Origin of the sequence: Nisaea sp. (assembly GCF_034670185.1) — a bacterium.
Taxonomy (GTDB): domain Bacteria; phylum Pseudomonadota; class Alphaproteobacteria; order Thalassobaculales; family Thalassobaculaceae; genus Nisaea.
In genome coordinates this window covers 530,071-544,162 of sequence record NZ_JAXMNY010000003.1, presented here as the reverse complement: position 1 = coordinate 544,162, position 14,092 = coordinate 530,071, and the positions used below count along the sequence as shown (strand labels likewise).

At 60.7% G+C, this 14,092-nt stretch carries 14 protein-coding genes; 9 read left to right on the top strand and 5 right to left on the bottom strand.

Annotation, left to right across the window (positions count from 1 at the left end; translation table 11 throughout):
* The first annotated feature begins 549 nt into the window (after positions 1–549).
* The 4 genes from VOI22_RS16070 (at position 550) to VOI22_RS16055 (ending at position 6,310) form a co-directional block, all read left to right on the top strand.
* Complete coding sequence (locus VOI22_RS16070; protein ID WP_416366256.1) at positions 550–1,791, top strand: N-acetylmuramoyl-L-alanine amidase; 1,242 nt, start codon at positions 550–552, stop codon at positions 1,789–1,791.
* A 133-nt stretch (positions 1,792–1,924) separates the two neighbouring features.
* On the top strand, positions 1,925–4,366 hold the full coding sequence (locus VOI22_RS16065) for a penicillin-binding protein 1A (protein ID WP_323797465.1): 2,442 nt from the start codon (positions 1,925–1,927) through the stop codon (positions 4,364–4,366).
* A 43-nt stretch (positions 4,367–4,409) separates the two neighbouring features.
* Positions 4,410–5,532 (top strand): peptide chain release factor 2 gene (gene prfB / locus VOI22_RS16060; protein ID WP_323797463.1). Its coding sequence is split into 2 segments (ribosomal slippage): positions 4,410–4,478 and positions 4,480–5,532, totalling 1,122 coding nucleotides; the frame shifts between segments, so codons are not numbered across the junction.
* 52 nt (positions 5,533–5,584) lie between these two features.
* On the top strand, positions 5,585–6,310 hold the full coding sequence (locus tag VOI22_RS16055; protein ID WP_323797462.1) for a spermidine synthase: 726 nt from the start codon (positions 5,585–5,587) through the stop codon (positions 6,308–6,310).
* A gap of 10 nt (positions 6,311–6,320) precedes the next feature.
* On the opposite strand, the gene VOI22_RS16050 is transcribed toward VOI22_RS16055, so the two are convergent.
* Genes VOI22_RS16050 through VOI22_RS16040 form a run of 3 tightly spaced genes read right to left on the bottom strand, consistent with a single transcriptional unit; the run spans position 6,321 to position 9,117 of the window.
* Positions 6,321–7,190 (bottom strand): phosphatidylcholine/phosphatidylserine synthase, encoded by an 870-nt coding sequence (locus VOI22_RS16050; protein ID WP_323797461.1) that lies wholly within the window; start codon positions 7,188–7,190, stop codon positions 6,321–6,323.
* A 40-nt stretch (positions 7,191–7,230) separates the two neighbouring features.
* The gene (locus VOI22_RS16045) at positions 7,231–7,941 is read right to left on the bottom strand and encodes a phosphatidylserine decarboxylase (protein WP_323797460.1); all 711 of its coding nucleotides are present in this window, start codon (positions 7,939–7,941) and stop codon (positions 7,231–7,233) included.
* A gap of 15 nt (positions 7,942–7,956) precedes the next feature.
* A complete protein-coding gene (locus tag VOI22_RS16040; protein ID WP_323797459.1) occupies positions 7,957–9,117 on the bottom strand; it encodes a LysM peptidoglycan-binding domain-containing protein in 1,161 nt (386 codons plus the stop codon).
* 123 nt (positions 9,118–9,240) lie between these two features.
* Between VOI22_RS16040 and VOI22_RS16035 the strand changes: the two genes are divergently transcribed.
* From VOI22_RS16035 to VOI22_RS16020, 4 genes are all read left to right on the top strand, one after another.
* Positions 9,241–9,825 carry a TIGR00730 family Rossman fold protein gene (locus VOI22_RS16035; RefSeq protein ID WP_323797458.1) on the top strand — a complete coding sequence of 195 codons (585 nt, stop codon included), beginning with the start codon at positions 9,241–9,243 and terminating at the stop codon, positions 9,823–9,825.
* A gap of 130 nt (positions 9,826–9,955) precedes the next feature.
* Positions 9,956–11,170 (top strand): NADP-dependent isocitrate dehydrogenase, encoded by a 1,215-nt coding sequence (locus VOI22_RS16030; protein WP_323797457.1) that lies wholly within the window; start codon positions 9,956–9,958, stop codon positions 11,168–11,170.
* A gap of 122 nt (positions 11,171–11,292) precedes the next feature.
* Positions 11,293–11,643: a DUF6614 family protein gene (locus VOI22_RS16025; protein ID WP_323797456.1), complete on the top strand. Its 351-nt coding sequence runs from the start codon at positions 11,293–11,295 to the stop codon at positions 11,641–11,643.
* A gap of 2 nt (positions 11,644–11,645) precedes the next feature.
* Positions 11,646–12,386 (top strand): sulfite exporter TauE/SafE family protein, encoded by a 741-nt coding sequence (locus VOI22_RS16020; protein WP_323797455.1) that lies wholly within the window; start codon positions 11,646–11,648, stop codon positions 12,384–12,386.
* On the opposite strand, the gene VOI22_RS16015 is transcribed toward VOI22_RS16020, so the two are convergent.
* Positions 12,383–12,808, bottom strand: a complete 426-nt coding sequence (locus tag VOI22_RS16015) for a VOC family protein (protein WP_323797454.1) — start codon at positions 12,806–12,808, stop codon at positions 12,383–12,385. The two genes, VOI22_RS16020 and VOI22_RS16015, sit on opposite strands and share 4 nt — an antisense overlap.
* Positions 12,809–12,877: 69 nt before the next feature.
* Here VOI22_RS16015 and VOI22_RS16010 point away from each other — a divergent pair, with 69 nt between their 5' ends.
* Positions 12,878–13,486 (top strand): TetR/AcrR family transcriptional regulator, encoded by a 609-nt coding sequence (locus tag VOI22_RS16010; RefSeq protein WP_323797453.1) that lies wholly within the window; start codon positions 12,878–12,880, stop codon positions 13,484–13,486.
* Between the two features lie 14 nt (positions 13,487–13,500).
* Here the strand turns inward: VOI22_RS16010 and VOI22_RS16005 are convergent, their stop codons facing one another.
* Positions 13,501–14,091, bottom strand: coding sequence for a putative glycolipid-binding domain-containing protein (locus VOI22_RS16005; protein WP_323797452.1), 591 nt, complete (start codon positions 14,089–14,091; stop codon positions 13,501–13,503).
* Position 14,092: the final 1 nt, after the last annotated feature.

Genomic DNA, 14,092 nt, shown 5'->3' with positions numbered 1-14,092 from the left:
CGCCGTACGTCGGGATTCAATCTTCCGATGCGTACAGGCGCCGCGTCCGCGGGCATGTTCTCTGAGAGCGAAACGGGGGTAAGAGCGCAATGGCCACCAACGCCGCGTTTCCGTTCGATAGCAGGAACCCTGTCCGTTCGATCCGTTCTGAATAGCCCGTTCACGATCTCACCACACGGAGCCGTCAGGCGGCTCGGCGCAGGAATAATCGGATTTGAACCAGCGTGGATCACGATCGGAGCATGTCCCGTTGTGTAGAATATGGGCGCATTCCCGCGCCATTAGGGGCGCCCCGCGACCACGTTTCCGAAAGCTACGGGGCAGAAATCTGCGCTGTCCGATATGGACCGGCACCCGCGTAACATAGTCACTTTGGATTTTAGGAACAATGATTTCCTTCAATCCACGCACAACCCCAGCAAAAATTAATGTTACGCTCAAGAAACCCCGTTCAAAAGGCTGATTCGTAGAGATTTTATTGCAATGCGAATCGGCAATGGTTAAAAATGGTTGAGATTGCGGTATGGACGCAGATGCGGGCGCGGACCGGTGCAGATATTGAAAAGACGGATCACGACACTTCTGCTTGTTCTCTGTGGCATCCTCGGCGCCACACCAGCCGCCATGGCCATAGACGGGACGGTTGAAGATATCCGCATCGGCCAGCATCCGGACAAGATCCGGTTCGTCATGGATCTCTCTCGCCCACTCGATTTCAAGGTTTTCAGTCTGGCGGACCCTTACCGGGTTATCGTTGATTTGCCGGAAGTCACCTTCTCCCGCGACGCGCACCCGGAGAACCGGCGCCCGAAAGCAATTAAGGGTTTCCGTTTCGGTCTGTTCCGTCCCGGCACGTCACGCGTGGTTATCGACACCGCACAACCCTATTCCATCGCCTCCGCCTTCTCTCTTCCCGCCAAGGGAAATCAGAGCGCACGCATCGTGCTCGACCTGAAACCGACGACCAGAGCTGCATTCCTGACGGAATCCGCCAAGTCCGTGGCGGCAGCACAGGCAGCAAGACGCCCCATCCTGACCGCGCCCAAACCGGCAGCCCCGCCCTTGTTGACCCGGCCCCAGCGCCGGGCGAATGAAAAAGTCCTGGTGGCGATTGATGCCGGCCATGGCGGCGTCGATCCCGGCGCCATCGGGGTCTCCGGCGTCTATGAAAAGCAGATCGTCCTGAATGCGGCCCGCGTGCTGAAGAGCGAGCTGGAGCGCACCGGGCGCTACAAGGTGCTGCTCACCCGGGATCGTGACGTGTTCCTGCGCCTGCGAGAGCGGATTGCCATCGCCCGCAGCGCCGGGGCCGATCTTTTCGTCTCCCTGCACGCGGATTCGATCCCCAACCGCAAACTGCGCGGTGCCTCCGTCTACACGCTTTCCGAAAAAGCCTCGGACAAGGAAGCGAACCTGCTGGCGGTGAACGAAAACAAGTCGGACATCATCGCCGGCATGGATTTCGGCACGGAAACGCCTGAAGTCACCAGCATCCTGATCGACCTCGCCCAGCGCGAGACCATGAACCACTCCGCCCGCTTCGCCGGCATGCTTGTCCGCGAGATGCGCGGCGAAGTCAAACTGCTTCGGACGGCCCACCGGTTCGCCGGATTCGCCGTCCTGAAAGCTCCGGACATCCCTTCTGTTCTGGTCGAACTTGGTTTCCTCTCCAACAATCACGACGAGAAACTGCTGCGCTCCAATGCGCACCTGAAGCGTGTCGCCGGCGCACTACGCAGGTCCATCGACAATTATTTCGATCTCGTTCAGTCAGCGGCTCGCGCGAACTAATTTCAAAAACGCCCGTGATTCTCCTTCACGCGATAGCCACATGACATCGCGCACAATTATGTCACATTGAAAGTGGTATTCTGCGCTTGGCATGCAGCCCAACGGCTGCGCAACCGGAGGCATCAATCGGCGCATGCGCTGGGTTTTAGTTCTGTTCTCGACGTTTCTGATCGGCTGCGTGATTGCCGTTGGCGGCGTGCTGTGGGGCTTGCACCATTTTGGCCGCGGGCTGCCGGATTATAAGCAACTCGCCGATTACGAGCCTCCGGTCATGACCCGGGTACATGCGGGCGATGGGCGCCTGCTCAGCGAGTATGCCCGCCAGCGCAGGGTTTTCGTGCCTATCGACGCGATGCCGCGCAGGGTCATCAAGGCCTTCCTCTCGGCCGAGGACAAGAATTTCTACAGCCACCCCGGCATCGATTTCATCGGCCTTGCCAAGGCAGTGATCGACAATGTGCGAAATCTCGCCCAAAACCGGCGCCCCCGAGGGGCCTCGACCATCACTCAGCAGGTGGCAAAAAACTTCCTGCTGACCAACGAGGTTTCCATCGAACGCAAGGCCAAGGAAGCCATTCTGGCGCTGCGGATCGAGCGCGCGATCAGCAAGGACCGGATCCTCGAACTCTATCTGAACGAAATCTATCTGGGCCTGCGCTCCTATGGAGTGGCGGCGGCAGCCCTGAACTATTTCGACAAGAGCCTGGACGAGTTGAGCATCGCCGAGTCCGCCTATCTGGCAGCGCTTCCGAAGGCCCCGAACAATTACCACCCGGAGCAGGATCACGACGCCGCGCTTGCCCGGCGTAACTGGGTGATCGGTCAGATGCTGGAAAACGGCTTCATCACCGCCGAGGATGCGGAGATGGCAAAAGGCGAGCCGCTCACCACGCAGACACGGACGGTGACCGAGGTCGCGCAGGCTGATTATTTTGCCGAAGAGGTCCGGCGCTGGCTGGTCGACCGGTTCGGCGAAGACGGCCTCTATGAAGGCGGCCTCTCCGTGCGCACCACGCTTGATCCGAAGCTGCAACGCATCGCGGATGAGGCCCTGCACTGGGGATTGATGCATTACGACCGCCGCCACGGCTGGCGCGGTCCTCTCGGGCGGATCGACGTCGTGGCCGGCTGGGGAGATGCGCTCGGGGAATTTCAGGTGTCGGAAAGTGCGCTGCCTGACTGGCGCAAAGCGCTTGCCCTGATCGTCGAAGACAAGCAGGTGCAGATCGGCTTCGAGGACGGCTCCTTCGGCACGATTCCCCTCGGCGAAATGACCTGGGCACGGGAATGGCAAGAGAAGCAGAGGGTTGGCCGCAGCGTGAAGAAAGCCTCCAACGTCCTGACACCGGGCGACGTGATCTTCGTCGAACCCGTCACCAAGGACGACGAAGGTAAGGAATATCCGCCGAGTACCTATACCCTGCGTCAGGTTCCGAATGTCGAAGGCGGCCTTGTCGCCATGGACCCGCATACAGGCCGCGTGCTGGCGCTCAGTGGCGGCTGGAGTTTCCGCGACAGCCAGTTCAACCGGGTAACCCAGGCCGAACGGCAACCCGGGTCCGCCTTCAAACCTTTCATCTACCTGGCGGCGCTCGACAACGGTTATACCCCGGCGACCCGGATCCTGGATGCGCCCTTCGTGATCGACCAGGGACCCGGTCTCGGGAAATGGAAACCGGCGAACTACACGAAGAAATTCTATGGCCCGAGCCCGATGCGGCTGGGTATCGAGAAATCCCGGAACCTGATGACGGTGCGTCTGGCGCAGACCATCGGCATGGACCTCGTGACCGACTATGCCCGTCGTTTCGGCATTGATGATGCCATGCCGAAACACCTCTCCATGGCGCTCGGCGCCGGGGAGACCACGCTGATCCGAATGACCACGGCCTATTCCATGCTGGTGAATGGGGGCAAGCGCGTCGTCCCGACCCTGATCGACCGGGTGCAGGACCGCAACGGCCGCACCATCTTCCGACATGACGCACGGAATTGTAACGGCTGCATCACCCCCCGCTGGCGGATCGAACCGGTGCCGGCAATTCCGGATACCCGCGAGCAAGTCGCCGATCCGGCTTCGGCCTATCAGATGGTCAGTATGCTGGAAGGCGTTGTACAGCGCGGTACTGGCCGGCGAATATCCACCATCGGAAAGCCGCTCGCCGGCAAGACCGGGACGACGAACGACAATGTCGACACCTGGTTCATCGGCTTTACGCCTGACCTTGCGGTCGGCGCCTTTGTCGGCTTTGACCAACCCAAAACGCTGGGACCGCGGGATACCGGCTCCAATGTCGCCGCACCTCTCTTCAAGCATTTCATGGAGAAGGCGCTGGCCGATCAGCCTTCCATCCCCTTCCGGATTCCGCCGGGTGTCCGCAAGGTCCGGATCAACGTTGCAACCGGCGCCCTCGCCCTTCCGGGTGACCGAGATGTCATGGTGGAGAGCTTCAAGAGCGGCACTGAGCCGACCGGCGAAAGCGAGATCGTGTTCGGCGGGGATACCGCCGGATGGGGTTCTGCCGGTCCCGGCAACACGGCCCCGGTTGCGGGACGCGGCTCCGGGCTATATTAAGAGCGCCCACCTCTTTCCAATCCAACCAGGGAGTGCGTCGGCCATGCGTGCCGAGATCACCGCAACAGCCGAAGAGATCAAGCAGTCGATAGAGCTGCTGAGGAGGCATCTTTGACTGGGATGTTTCCCATGTCCGCCTTTCAGAGCTGAACGCCCTCGTCGAGGATCAGAGCCTCTGGGACGATGCCGACCGCGCTCAGAAACTGATGCGCGAACGGACCCAGCTTGAGAAGAACCTGAACGACGTCACGCAACTCGAACAGGACCTCGCCGACGCCATCGAGCTTATCGAACTTGGTGAGATGGAAGAGGATACCGATATCGTCGCCGAAGCCGAGGCAACGATCCTCAACCTCAAGGAAGTCTGTGAAAAGCGCCAGATCGAGAGCCTGCTCTCCGGCGAGGCGGATGGCTTCGACTGCTATCTTGAAGTCCATGCAGGCGCCGGCGGCACGGAAGCCCAGGACTGGGCCTCGATGCTGCTGCGCATGTATACGCGCTGGTGCGAGAGACACGGCTACAAGGTCGAGTGGCTGGAAGAAAGTGCCGGTGAAGAAGCCGGGCTGAAATCCGCCACGATCAAGGTCAGCGGACATAATGCCTATGGCTGGTTGAAGACAGAGAGCGGCGTTCATCGTCTGGTGCGGATCTCGCCCTATGACAGCGCCGCGCGCCGCCATACCAGCTTTTCCAGCATCTGGGTCTATCCCGTGATCGATGACAGCATCGAGATCGTGATCGAGGACAAGGACATCCGGGTCGACACCTACCGGGCCTCTGGCGCCGGTGGGCAGCACGTCAACCGGACCGATTCGGCCGTCCGTATTACCCACCTCGAGACCGGTATCGTCGCGCAGTGCCAGAACGACCGCTCCCAGCATCGCAACCGGGCAACCGCCATGGACATGCTGAAAGCGCGTCTCTACGAGGCGGAGCTACAACGGCGCGAGGATGAGGCGACCGAGATCGAGGCCGGAAAATCCGATATCGGCTGGGGCCACCAGATCCGCTCTTACGTGTTGCAGCCCTATCAGATGGTGAAGGACCTGCGGACGAACGTGGAGACCTCTGCGACACAGGCCGTGCTCGATGGCGATATCGACCAGTTCCTGGAAGCCTCACTGGCTCAGAAACTCGGCGACGGGAACGCCAACACGCCGGATTAATCCAGTCAGGTCAGGCAAAAGAGCCGATGGCTCCGAGGAGGTTCGCGAGCCCATGAGCTTGTATTTCGAAGAACTGGACTATCGGCCCACGCCGATCGGCCCCATCAGTCTCCGGCGACGGCGCGAGCTGTCGCTCGGAGTCGATGTCTTCGAGATCATGCTCGGCGACGAGCACCTCATGTCCAGCCTGTTCACAGCCTCGGAGATCGCTCTCGCCAATCTGGGGCTTGCTGCGGTCACCGGTGACAGGCTCGACATCCTGGTCGGCGGCCTCGGCCTCGGATACACGGCCAAGGCCGTCCTGGAGCATGACAGCGTCGGCTCGCTGCTGGTGGTCGACATGCTGGAGGCGGTGATCGACTGGCATCGTGCCGGACTGCTCCCACTCGGCACGGCGGTAGCGGACGACGCCCGCTGCAAGCTGGTCCAGGGAGACTTCTTCGCCGGCGCCGGTAGCAAGGCCGGTTTCGATCCCGACGCCCCCGGCCGCCGGTTCGATGCCATACTGGTGGATATCGACCATTCGCCCGAAGCTCTGCTCGACGACCGCAGTGCCGGGTTTTACGGCCCCGAGGGCCTGAGGGCGCTGACCTCTCATCTAAAGCCCGGCGGCATCTTCGGACTCTGGTCGGACGACGACCCCGATCCGTCCTTCACCGAGAGGCTTTCAGACGTCTTCGCCGAAGCCTGGGCGGAGCCGGTGACCTTCCACAACCCACTTCAGGACCGCCCCTTCACGCAGACGGTCTATCTTGCGCGCATGGCGGTAGCGGGCTAGGGCGGAAGCCTTAGGGCTTCGCCTTGCCGATCGGCATCACGTTGGCAGGATCAGCGTCCGAGCTGTCTTTCGGCGACTCGTCGGCTTTGTTCTCGGGGGACGCGTCAGACGGGACGTCATCGCTTTCGTCCACTTTCCGCTGCAAACGCAGATAAGAGCGGTAGCTGAGCGGAAGTGACAGCAGGTAGGTGGTGATAAAAGCCGCAAAGAACTGCCAGGGAGCGCTGACCAGCCAGGCAACACAGCCGCCAACCACGATCAGAAGCGGTAGCACCAGTTTCTGCGGTACCCGGACGCCTTTGAAGGAATAGGTCGGGACCTGCGAGACCATCAGCAGGCCGACAACAACCTGCCAGATCGCGAGGAAGTGCGGTTGGTGCAGGAAGCCGAAATCCACCTCGAAACTCAGGATAAGAGGCAGCAGCCCCAACCCGGCGGCGGCCGGCGCCGGCACCCCGGTAAAGAAGCGGTAGGTGAAGGGCGGCAGGGTCGGGTCGTCCGTCTTCGTGTTGAAGCGGGCCAGACGGAGCGCCATGCAGGTGGCGAAGAACAGGGCCGCCATCCAGCCGAAACTCTTCAGTTCCTGGGTCGACCAGAGGAACAGGATCAGCGCCGGCGAGACACCGAAGCTGATGAAGTCGCCGAGCGAGTCGAGCTCGGCGCCAAACTTGCTCTGGCCCTTCAGCAGGCGCGCCATACTGCCGTCGAGCGTGTCCAGAATAGCAGCGACAGCGATGGCGCCGACAGCCAACGTCCATTGCTCGTTCAGGGCGAACCGGACCCCGGACAGCCCGGCGCACAACGCCATGACCGTAATCATGTTCGGGATCAGCTTGCTGATCGAAATCACCGGAAGCCGGCGCCGTCTGCCCCTGATCATGGTGCTTTTATCCGTGTCCAGTTGTCGGAACCGCCAGTACCTAGCGGATCTCGCCCTTACGCGCCGCCTCGGCGGAATTCAGATCGGCAATCACTGTCTCGCCCGCAACCGCGCGCTGCCCAACCGTAACCAGCGGATTGACACCTTTCGGAAGATAGACATCGACCCGACTACCAAAGCGGATCAGGCCGAACCGCTCACCGGCCTGCACAGCCTGATCTTCCTGAAGATAACAGATGATGCGACGCGCAACCAAACCGGCGATCTGGACGAAGGCGACCTTGCGGCCATCCTTCATCTCGACCGCGACCAGTTGCCGTTCGTTCTCTTCACTCGCCTTGTCGAAAGCAGCGTTCACGAACTTGCCCGGCACATACGCCAGTTTGGAGACCTTCCCGTCGACCGGGATACGGTTCACATGGCAGTCGAACACATTCATGAAGACGCTGACCCGGCACATCGGCTCGTCGCCCATGTCGAGCTGCTTCGGTGGCGGCGCATCGACGATCATCTGCACAACGCCATCGGCGGGCGTGATGACCAGTCCCTCGCGGCTCGGGGTCACCCGGTCCGGGTTACGGAAGAAGTAGATGCACCACATTGTCAGCACCAGGCCAACAAAGCCAAGCGGCTCCCAGACGGCGTAGAGCAGCAGCGTCAGCACCGCAAATGCGGCAATGAACGGGTAGCCTTCGCGTGCCACGGGAACCAGTACGCCCTTCAGAACGCCATCGTCCTGCTGATTTAACATGTGTTTTCCGTCCGGTTAGTTGACTGTCGGCAACCCGAAGACCTGGCCCGGATAGATCAGGTCGGGATCGCGGATCTGGTCGCTGTTCGCCTGATAAATCTCGGTATAGCGGAAGCCGGAGCCATAGACCCGGCTGGCGATCCGCCAGAGGTTGTTGCCCGGCTGTATAATCACGACCGAGTCTTTCGGCAATCCCATGATCGGCACGGCCCGAATGAAGGGCAACTCGATCCGCGCCACCACCTGGCCGCTTGCGGTTACTTTGTCGACTCGCACCTGATGGGTTCCAGCTTCGATATTCTGCTCCGGCTTCGCCGACCAGTTTCCATCGGCATCGGATGTTGCGCGCGCCGCCAGGGCATTGTCGACATAGACCTGAACTTCGGTATCGGGCGCGGTCTTGCCACTGAAAACGACAGCGCCTGAGTCATCATAATCGATCACGTCGAGCGTCACATTGGTCTCGGAACTCGCGGAGGCAACTCCCTCCTCCTTTGCCGTCGCGGTCTCGGGGAAGGACTTGACCTTCGGCGCCTCTGCGGTCGGCTCTACCGGCTCAGGTTTCGGTGCCGGTGCCTGCAAGACCTTGGTCGGCGCACTGGATGCCTGATCGCGCGGCACCACCATTGCCAGCGGCTTTTCCGTCGCTTTGCTCGCACGCCCTGCGATGTCCTTGCCCTTTTCCGGGATGACGACGACAACCGCATTCTCGGACTTGGACGGAGTGTCTGCATCCTTGCCGGTATCGCTTTCAAGAGTCAGCACACTGCTGCCCGAGGGTAGTTTTTTCTCCGGCAGGAAGACCCAGTCGCCCTTATCGTCGGCCTGCACCTCGCCGATTTTCCTCTCGCCGTCCATGATCCGGACATTCGCGTTCGGCTTCGCCTTACCCGCTATGACCGTGTTGCCTTCCGGGTCCACGCGGACGACATCGAAGCTCGGCTCCGCCAGATCTGCTTTCACGGCTGCCGGCTCCGGCGCCTTGGCGGTTGCAGGAGTGCTCGTCGTGCCTGGCGCTTTAGCAGCGGGCGCAGGCGCGACCGTCGGATTTGGCGTGCTCGCGGTCTGCACCGGAAGCGGCAAACCGCCTTCTTCCTTGGTCCAGTAAAAAAGCCCCCCCGCCAAGACGAGTACCAAGATTCCGGCGGCGCCGATCAGATACGGCTTCGATAACATGCTCTGGGACTCCATCACGCGGTCGGATGACAATAAACCCTTACAATCGCGGGCGCAATGCAGCGGAAAACTGTGATTTCATGCGACTTGACCGAACCTTTGCAGGGTGAGATAGACGAACGTATGAAAGAGAAAAAATCCATCTGCGTATTCTGCGGTTCCTCCGGGAGAGTCGATGAAGCCTACCGGCAGGCCGCAACCCAGTTCGGCACCCTAGTCGGCGAGAAAGGATTCGATCTCGTCTATGGCGGTGGCCATGTCGGCCTGATGGGGATAGCCGCGGACGCCGCGCTCGCTGCTGGCGCGTCTGTCCTTGGCGTGATCCCGAAGTTCCTCCAGGAGTATGAAGTCGGTCATGACGGGCTGAACGAGCTGATCGTCACCGACAACATGCATGACCGTAAGCGGATCATGTATGAGCGCTCCGACGCGTTCGTTATCCTGCCAGGCGGCCTCGGCACCATGGACGAGACCTTCGAGGTCGTAACATGGACGCAGCTCGGTCTGTCCTCAAAACCGGTGGTAATTGCCAATATCAACGGGTTCTGGGACCCGCTGATAGCGCTTGTCGATCATCTGGTCGAAACAGGGTTTGCACGGGACGAGAACAGGTCGATCCTGCAAATCGCGGACAGTGTCGAGGATGTTTTCCCGAAGATTGCGGCCGCCCCGGTAAGCCACGGGAAAGTGGACTCAAAGTGGGTCTAACCGCCCCTGAAATCCTGCTTTAGACTAGTACATCGGCGGCAGGCCCCTAGCGCGCATCTTGCATTGCGCTGCCTAGCTGATATTTTGCCGCCGCAGCTCAAAAGAATCCATCCACAAGGGAGCCAGCTAGATGGCGAAGATCAAGGTCAAAAATCCTATCGTCGAGCTCGACGGCGACGAGATGACCCGGATCATCTGGGAGATGATCAAGGAAAAACTCATCCTTCCGTACCTCGATGTCGATCTCAAATATTACGACCTCGGTATGGAAAAGCGCGACGAGACGAACGACCAGATCACCATCGACTCCGCGAACGCGATCAAGGAATACGGCGTCGGCGTCAAGTGCGCGACCATCACGCCGGACGAAGATCGGGTTAAGGAATTCGGCCTGAAGAAGATGTGGCGCTCGCCGAACGGCACCATCCGAAACATCCTCGGCGGCACCGTGTTCCGTCAGCCGATCATCTGCAAGAACGTGCCCCGGCTGGTTCCGGGCTGGACGCAGCCGATCGTCATCGGCCGTCACGCCTTTGGTGACCAGTATCGCGCCACCGACATGGTGGTGAAGGGCCCCGGCAAGCTGACCATGACTTTCCAACCGGCCGACGGCGGCGATGCCATTACCCACGAAGTGTTCGACTTCCCGGGCGGCGGTGTTGCCATGTCCATGTACAACCTGGACGACTCGATCCGCGGTTTCGCGCGGGCCTGCCTGAATTACGGTCTCGATCTCGGCTGGCCGGTCTATCTCTCGACCAAGAACACCATCCTCAAGGCATATGACGGTCGCTTCAAGGATCTGTTCCAGGAAGTCTTCGAGGAAGAGTTCGAGTCGAAGTTCAAAGCCAAGGGCATCATCTACGAGCACCGCCTGATCGACGACATGGTCGCGGCCGCGATGAAATGGTCCGGCGGTTTCGTCTGGGCCTGTAAGAACTATGACGGCGACGTGCAGTCCGACACCGTGGCCCAGGGCTTCGGCTCGCTCGGCCTGATGACCTCCGTGCTGATGACCCCGGACGGGAAGACTGTCGAAGCGGAAGCCGCCCACGGCACCGTGACCCGTCACTATCGCCAGCATCAGCAGGGCAAGGAAACCTCGACCAATCCGATCGCCTCGATCTTCGCCTGGAGCCGTGGCCTCTCCTACCGCGCCAAGTTCGACGAGACGCCGGAAGTCGCGAAGTTTGCCGAAGCTCTGGAAAAAGTCTGTGTCGACACAGTCGAGTCCGGCGACATGACCAAGGATTTGGCGCTGCTGATCAGCCCGGACCAGCCTTGGCTCACCACCCAGCAGTTCCTGTCCAAACTGGACGAGAACCTGCAGAAGGCGATGGGCTAACAGATCTCCGGCACTGTCGGACAAGCGGGCCGCCTTCGGGCGGCCCGTTTTCGTTTTGGGCGAATTTTCTGGCCAAGCCTTGGCCGGGAACGCTTTAGTCGATTTCGGGGAGAGTGGGACCGATGGATTTCTATCATATTTACTGTGACCTGAAGCCGGGCGTGTCGGACGTGGATTTTGCCGATTCCGTTCAGAGCTATTTCGCGCACCTTAAGCAGGAGGGCCTGATTGAAGGCTCCCGCATCACACGGCGCAAGCTCGGCCTCGGCCCCGCCGACGGCACCGAGTTCCATATGTGGCTGGAGACCCGCGATCTGGCACAGCTCGATGCTGCCTTCAATCATGTCTCGACCCGCAGCGAGCCGGTTGAGAGCTTTCATCATGCGGTGAATTCGAAGGTCCAGAACGTCCGCTTCACGCTCTACCGCGATTTCCCTGACCCGCAGCGCCAGCGCGGCGAAGAACGGTTCTGATCTTGGAAAGCGAACTCTTCTACTACGGCATCATCGCTCTGGGTGCCTTTGCCGGTGCGCTTGCCTCCGGACTTGCCGGTTTCGCCTTCGCAATCACCTCTCTTGGCATCTGGGCACATGTGCTGAGCCCAGCCGAAGCAGCGCCAATGGTGGTGATCTGCTCTCTGCTGGTGCTGCTCAGCACCTTCGCGGCGATCTGGCGCTCTATCGATTTCCGCTCGGCCTGGGTGTTTATCCTTGGCGGCCTGATCGGTGTCCCCGCCGGCGTCGCCCTGCTGCCATTGGCTGACCCCGGCCCCTTCCGAGTGTTCGTCGGCGTGACGCTGATCCTCTATTGCGGTGGCCTGCTGCTGAGCGGCCGGCTTCCAGCCATCACCGGCAAACATCCCTTTCTGAACGGTCTGGTCGGCGTCGGCGGAGGGGTCATGGGCGGCTTCGCCGGTCTTTCCGGCGTGCTGCCGACCATCTGGTGCAGCCTGATGAAATGGCCGAAGGACAAACAGCGGGCGACCTTCCAGCTGTTCAACGCGGCGATGCACAGCGCTACTTTGACGCTCTACATTCTTCAGGACAGGCTGCCGGACAATGTGCTGACGCTGCTCGGCGCCTCCGCCCCTGCCCTGATCCTCGGCAGCGCCCTCGGGTTTCTGCTTTATCGCCGGATCAATGATGCGCAATTCAAGAAAGTGCTGCTCTGGATGCTCGGCATTTCCGGGATCGGGCTGCTGATTCCGGCCCTCTAGGACGGTACCGCCTCTGGCGTGTATTGCGCCAAAAACTCCGGGCTTGGCGGGATCGGTGTGATGACGTCGATCAGCACTCCGTTCGGGTCCTGCGTAATGAAATGGCGTTGGCCGAACGGCTCATCCCGCAGCGGCAGCAATACCGGCAGCGCCGCCGCCTCGACCCGCGCATATTCCGCATCCACATCATCTACCTCGAAATTGAGGATCAGACCGGTCGAACGGCCACGACCGCTCTCGGGGATCGTCTCATGATCGCCCTGAAGAATGGCGATGTTTACAGCCTCGTCTTCACTTGACTGAAGATGGACGTACCAATCGCTTTCGAAGGCTGGCTCAAAACGAAAGTGCTCCCGATAGAACTGCACTGTTCCGGGAACATCTCCGGTCAAGATGACCGGATAGAACAGCGTACATTTCATCCCTTTCGCTCCTTCTGGCATTTACATACAGTGTGCATGTAAACATCAGTAAACATACAGGCTGTATGTATGCAAGAGAATTCCGGCCATCGTCCCAATCGGGAGCGCACCAGGGAAACCCGCTCGGCCCTGCTCTCCGCGGCTCGAGCCCTCTTCGTCGAGAAGGGCTATGCGGACACCGGCACGCCAGAAATCGTGAAAGTGGCGAATGTCACCCGCGGTGCGCTCTATCACCATTTTCGGGACAAGGAAGACCTGTTCCGTACCGTTATCGAACAAGAGGCGGCCGCGGTGAGCGCGGAAATCGAACACAGCGCCGGCGCCACAGCGCCGCCCCTCGATGCCCTGATATCCGGATCGAATGCCTATTTCGACGCGATGGCCGCACAAGGCCGCGTCCGGCTGCTCTTGCTGGACGGGCCTGCCGTGCTTGGACCAGACGAGATGTCCCGCATCGACAGGGAAACAGGCGGCGGATCGTTGCTTGACGGGCTCGCCGCACTTATCGGCCGGGCTCCAGACCCTGAAATGGAGGCCCTTGCGGATATGCTCTCCGCATCATTCGACCGTGCAGCACTTGCCATCGCGCACGGCGCCCGCCGCGACGACTACGAAAGCGCTATGGCAACATTGATCAAAACGCTCGCCGGACAGCAGCCGGAACGTGATCGGTCATAACGAAGTGGCTGCGTTTAACCGCTGGTCCCGCCGGCAAGTTCGCCCTGCCGGTCAATTGCGGTCCAAAGCCCGGGATAGTCACGAACCAGCCCCGCGTCGTCCAACAGCAACGTCGCGGTGAAGCCATTGGCGGGGGATGCGTACTCAAACCGATCATTCGTCACGCGGCGATAGATCTGACGGAGCGGCTTCAGATTCCAGTCGGCTTCGTCGAGCCAGGCAGCCGTGGTTTCAACGGAAGTGCCCGGAGCGAGACAGTTCCGCCTGACGGCGATAGTGTTGGTTGCCGGGGTAAAACCGAGGTCGATGTCCGACACCCCCATAACGGCCGGGACCGGCTTTGCGTTACAGGTCCAGCCTCCTTCATCGTTCCGCTGGATAATCAGATCGACCCGGCTGCCATCCGCCCATCCGAGCAGACGTACTGTCCGGGTCACCCAATCACTGTCGCAGGCAACGTGATAATCGATCTGCATCGGCGCACCGGCATGGAACCCGGTCGCACTGGCGGTGAGATGCCATGCATCTCCGCTACGGACGATACGGCAAAGATCGGCCCCCGGTTCATCCAGTCGTCGCCAGATGATGTATCGCGTCGCCTTCATA